At 65.2% G+C, this 4,589-nt stretch carries 4 protein-coding genes; 3 read left to right on the forward strand and 1 reads right to left on the reverse strand.

Going from position 1 to position 4,589, the window contains the following annotated elements:
• Nucleotides 1-55: 55 nt before the first annotated feature.
• A complete protein-coding gene (locus DYI24_RS21760) occupies nt 56-733 on the reverse strand; it encodes a TetR family transcriptional regulator (protein WP_107343685.1) in 678 nt (225 codons plus the stop codon).
• 131 nt (nt 734-864) lie between these two features.
• On the opposite strand from DYI24_RS21760, the gene DYI24_RS21765 reads away from it, so the two are divergent.
• The 3 genes from DYI24_RS21765 to DYI24_RS21775 all read left to right on the forward strand — a co-directional run.
• Nucleotides 865-2,040 carry an acetyl-CoA C-acetyltransferase gene (locus tag DYI24_RS21765; RefSeq protein ID WP_164573814.1) on the forward strand — a complete coding sequence of 392 codons (1,176 nt, stop codon included), beginning with the start codon at nt 865-867 and terminating at the stop codon, nt 2,038-2,040.
• Nucleotides 2,041-2,227: 187 nt separating this feature from the next.
• Nucleotides 2,228-3,784: an acyl-CoA synthetase gene (locus tag DYI24_RS21770; protein ID WP_164573815.1), complete on the forward strand. Its 1,557-nt coding sequence runs from the start codon at nt 2,228-2,230 to the stop codon at nt 3,782-3,784.
• A gap of 44 nt (nt 3,785-3,828) precedes the next feature.
• The coding region (locus DYI24_RS21775) for a hypothetical protein (RefSeq protein WP_349627806.1) at nt 3,829-4,589 on the forward strand (761 nt) is incomplete at its 3' end.

Here is a 4,589-nt window from a genome sequence, read left to right on the forward strand (position 1 = left end):
GTCTTGATTGAAAGGTCTCTGTAGTTGGGTGGGGTCGTTTCTTCTTTTTGTTAGCTCAGGATCCGGCGGCGGAAGGCTGACGCGCTCTGTTCGACAGCAACCCACCGAGGACGATCTTTTCGATATGCGCCACATAGGCGCGGCAGACTTCTTCGGTCACCGGACCGACGCCAGCGGCACGCATCATGGTCTGCCGACCGAAAAACAGATGGTCGCAGGCGCCGATCAGCGTGGTGTAGAACAGCACCGGATCGACCTCACGGAAGTCGCCGGTGGCGACACCCTCCGCCAGCAGCCGGCGATGAAAATCGAGCAGCGGCCCGACGAAGAACTTGGTGACCTCGTCGGCGGCTTCGCGATTCGAACCGTGCAGCAAGTAATGGATCAGCCGGTTCAGATACGGAAACTGATGATACGCCTTGATGATGCCGGCGATGTGCAGCTTCATCTTGGTGGTCGGCGACAGCGGCTGCGTCAGCAGGAAATCGAGATGCGTCATTTCGTTCGACGCATCGCGCTCGAGCAGCGCCAGAAGCAGACCGTCCTTGTTACCGAAGTGATACTTCACCAGCGCGGCGTTCACGCCGGACTTCTGCGCGATATCGGCCAGCGAGATCTCGACCGAGTTACGCTCGATCATCAATTCGCCGGCGGCAACCAACAGCTTCTCGGCGGTGGAGTTTTTCGCCGCCGGTACTTTAGTAGCCGCAGAATGGTTGAGATGCGCTGCCATTGCTGTCGGACTTACAGCATCGTTTGACGTGGCTCAAGCGTTAATTGATCGATTGACTAAATCCTCCCCCACCACTTAAATCGCGGCGGTCCGAAACCCGTACCCAACAACCATTTTCAGGGAGAGAACACATGGCCGAGGCCTATATCGTCGCCGCTGCTCGCACTGCCGGCGGCCGCAAGGGAGGCCGTCTGGCCGGCTGGCATCCGGTCGATCTCGCCGCCTCCGTCATCAATGCGCTGGTCGACCGTTCGGGCGCCGCGCCGGATCAGATTGAAGACGTGATCATGGGCTGCGTCGGCCAGGGCGGCGAGCAGGCCGTCAATATCGGCCGCAACGCGGTGCTGGCCTCGAAGCTGCCGGAAAGCGTGCCGGGCACGTCGGTCGACCGGCAGTGCGGCTCGTCGCAGCAGGCGCTGCATTTCGCCGCACAGGCGGTGATGGCCGGCACCATGGATATCGTGATCGCCGCCGGCGTCGAATCGATGACGCGCGTGCCGATGGGCTCGCCGAGCATCCTCGCCGCCAAGGCCGGGCTTGGTAACTACAAGAGCCCGAAGATGGAAGAGCGCTACCCGAACATCCAGTTCAGCCAGTTCGTCGGCGCCGAAATGGTGGCGAACAAGTACAACCTGTCGAAGGACGAGCTCGACGAATTCGCGTTCAACAGCCACCAGCGCGCGATCGCCGCGACTCAGGCCGGCAAGTTCAAGGACGAGATCATTCCGCTCGAGATCACCCGCGCCGACGGCTCGACCGATATCCACCACATCGACGAAGGCATCCGCTTCGACGCCACGCTCGACGGCATCAAGGGCGTCAAGCTGATCAACGAGAATGGCGGCAAGCTGACCGCGGCGACCGCCAGCCAGATCTGCGACGGTGCTTCCGGCGTGGTGGTGGTCAACGAGAAGGGCCTGAAGCAGCTCGGCGCGCAGCCGCTGGCACGCGTCCACCACATGACGATGCGCGGCGGCGATCCGGTGATCATGCTGGAAGCCCCCCTGCCCGCCACCGAATACGCGCTGAAGAAGGCCGGGATGAAGATCGACGACATCGATCTGTTCGAGGTCAACGAAGCGTTCGCCTCGATCCCGACCGCGTGGCTGAAGGCGACCGGCGCCGATCCGGCGCGGCTCAACGTCAACGGCGGCGCGATCGCGCTCGGCCATCCGCTCGGCGGCTCCGGCACCAAGCTGATGACCACGCTGATCCACGCGCTGAAGCAGAACAACAAGCGCTACGGCCTGCAGACGATGTGCGAAGGCGGCGGCATGGCCAACGTCACCATCGTCGAGCGGCTGTAAAGACAACAAGCAGCAGGCCTCATCCTGAGGAGCCCGGCACAGCCAAAATGGCTGAGCCGGGCGTCTCGAAGGATGAGCCCTACACCCCATGGTTCGAGACGCGCGCCGAACGGCGCGCTCCTCACCATGAGGTTCAGTGCCGGACAGAGCGGAGCCAATCCGCCGCATCACCAAAGAGGAAACTGCCATGACCCATCCGTCGATTCACGCCAAGACCAATCCCGACAAAGTCGCCTACCGGATGGCTTCGACCGGCCAGGCCATCACCTATCGGCAGCTCGATGAGCGCTCCAATCAGGGCGCGCATCTGTTCCGGTCGCTGGGGCTGAAGGCCGGCGATCACATCGCGCTGCTGATGGAAAACCGGCTGGCGTTCATGGAGATCTGCTGGGCGGCGCAGCGCGCGGGCCTGTACTACACCGCGATCAGCCGCTACCTGACCAAGGACGAGATCGGCTACATCGTGCAGGACTGCGGCGCCAAGGTGGTGATCACCTCCGCGCAGGGCAGCGAGACGATGAAGTCGCTGCTGTCGGACGCGCCGGGCGCGCCGCTGTATTACATGGTCGATGCGCCGATCACCGGCTTCCGCTCGTGGGAGCAGGAAACCGCCGCGCAGCCGACCACGCCGATCGCCGACGAGGTCGCCGGCTACGACATGCTGTATTCCTCCGGCACCACCGGCCGGCCGAAGGGCATCAAGCGCGAATTCGAAGGCAATGCCATCGACGTGCCGAGCCCATTCCTGCGCCTATTGTGCGAGAAGATGTGCGGCATGAACGCCGAAAGCATCTATCTGTCGCCGGCGCCGCTGTATCACGCCGCTCCCCTACGCTTCAACATGATGGCGACCACGCTCGGCGGCACCTCGATCATCATGGAGCACTTCGACGCCGAGCAGTTCCTGGCGCTGGTCGAGAAGTACAAGGTGACGCAGTCGCAGCTGGTGCCGACGATGTTCGTGCGCATGCTGAAGCTGCCCGACGAGGTCCGCAGCCGCTATGACGTGTCGACGCTAAAGGGCGCGATCCACGCCGCGGCGCCCTGCCCGGTCGACGTCAAGGCCAAGATGATCGAGTGGTGGGGGCCGATCCTGATCGAGTACTATGCCGGCTCCGAAGGCAACGGCGTCACGGTCTCGACCTCGCAGCAATGGCTGGCGCATCGCGGCACGGTCGGCAAGGCGGTGGTCGGCACCATCAAGATCCTCGACGACGAGGGCGACGAGCAGCCGGTCGGCGAGATCGGCACCGTGTACTTCGCCGACGCGCCGTCGTTCAGCTATCATAACGATCCGGACAAGACCAAGAAGGCCTACAACGAGAAAGGCTGGTCGACGCTCGGCGACGTCGGCTATCTCGACGACGAGGGCTTCCTGTATCTCACCGACCGCAAGAGCTACATGATCATCTCGGGCGGCGTGAACATCTACCCGCAGGAGACCGAGGACGTGCTGCTGACCCATCCGGACGTCGCCGACGTCGCGGTGTTCGGCGTGCCGAACGCGGAGATGGGCGAAGAGGTCAAGGCGGTGGTGCAGCTCCGCGACGGCGCCGCTCCGAGCAGCGAGCGGGCGGCCGAGCTGATCGCGTTCTGCCGCGAGCGGCTGTCGCCGATCAAGTGCCCGCGCTCGGTCGACTTCGAGGCCGAGCTGCCGCGTACCCCGACCGGCAAGCTGGTCAAGCGTCACCTCAAGGACCGCTACTGGCCGTCGCAGCCGAAGGCCGCCGCCGCGACGGCCTGAGCCGCTCCGACCTTTCCACACCTCCGCCGCCTGCCGGCGGGGGTGTGACCTCTGATCCACCGCGGGCTGCCAAGAACGACTCCGCTCCGTCGTCCTGCCGCGCTATGCTGGCGGCGATGCAGCCCGGTTCTGATCCCACCTCGTCATCCACCTCGCACCGGGCCGGCGCCACCGTCTCGGTGCTGGCGCATGTCGTGCTGGTCGGCACGGTCCTGCTGCTCGCCGAGGTCCACCCGTTCGCCGAAGTGCCGGAGCAGCGGATCGAAGTCGAAGTGGTGACCGCCGACGAAGCCCCGCCGCCGGTGCCTGAGAAGGAGCCCGAGCCGAAGCCGGTCGAGCAGCCGACGCCGAATTTCGAGGTGTCGCAGGCGCCCACCGAACAGCCCAAACAGCAGCCCGCCCCCACGGCCAAGCTGCAACCGCCCGAGACCAAGCCTCCGGCTCCCGCTCCGCAGCCACCGCAGCACAGCGCCCAAGCGCCGACGCCTCCGCCGCAACGCCAGCCCGCACCGCAGCCTCAGCCGGCCCCGCAGGGAGCGGCTGCGCCCTATCCGCCGGCGATTCCGCAGGAGCCAGACATCACCGTGAAATACTCGGTGGCGCTCGGGCTGCCGGCCGAAGGGGGCTTCGACGCGCCGGCCGAGACCGTCGCCAATATCAGCGCCGATGCGGTGGCAGCGCTGCGCAAGCGGCTGAAAGCCTGTGCGGCGCTGCCGGCGGGCCTGTCGCCGTCCGACAACGTCAAGATCGTGATCCGGGTGGGCCTGACGCCGGACGGCCGGCTCGCCCAAGAACCGTTCCTGAT

The sequence above is a fragment of the Rhodopseudomonas sp. BR0C11 genome (assembly GCF_010820945.1).
GTDB classification, from domain to species: Bacteria; Pseudomonadota; Alphaproteobacteria; order Rhizobiales; family Xanthobacteraceae; genus Rhodopseudomonas; species Rhodopseudomonas palustris_H.